The organism is Streptococcus cristatus, assembly GCF_003943505.1.
GTDB classification, from domain to species: domain Bacteria; phylum Bacillota; class Bacilli; order Lactobacillales; family Streptococcaceae; genus Streptococcus; species Streptococcus cristatus_E.
In genome coordinates, this window is the sequence record NZ_RJPS01000100.1 from 1 (window position 1) to 600 (window position 600).

Annotated in this window: 1 protein-coding gene; it reads left to right on the forward strand. The window is 49.3% G+C overall.

Translation table 11 applies throughout. The features are described 5' to 3' along the window. On the forward strand, window positions 1-600 hold a 600-nt coding region (locus D8792_RS11215; RefSeq protein WP_142999411.1), incomplete at both ends, for a collagen-flanked surface repeat-containing protein.

The window sequence follows — 600 nt, forward strand, 5'->3', positions numbered from 1 at the left end:
GATGGAAAAGCTGGCGCAACAGGTGCTACCGGTGCAACTGGAGCCAAAGGTGAAGATGGCAAGCCATCATTGGCTCAAGTCGTAGACAATAATAACGGCACGCACACTGTTAAAGTTGGACTCGATAAGAACGGCAATGGCCAGCTCGATCCAGACGAAGTAACCTCATCTACCATCGTCAAAGACGGTAAGGATGGAAAATCTCCATTGGCTAAGGTTGTCGATAATAACAACGGCACGCACACTGTTCAAGTCGGACTNGATAAGAACGGAAATGGTGAGCTTGATCNAGGCGAAGTAACATCATCTACAATCATCAAAGATGGTAAGGATGGAAAAGCTGGGGCAACCGGTGCCACTGGTGCTACAGGCGCAACCGGAGCTAAGGGCGATAAAGGTGAAACTGGTGCTACAGGCGCGACCGGAGCCAAAGGCGATAAAGGTGAAACTGGCGCAACAGGCGCAACAGGCGCCAAAGGTGAAGATGGTAAGCCATCATTGGCTCAAGTAGTAGACAACAACGACGGTACTCATACTGTTAAAGTTGGACTGGATAAGAATGGCAACGGCCAATTGGATCCAGACGAAGTAACTTCTTCA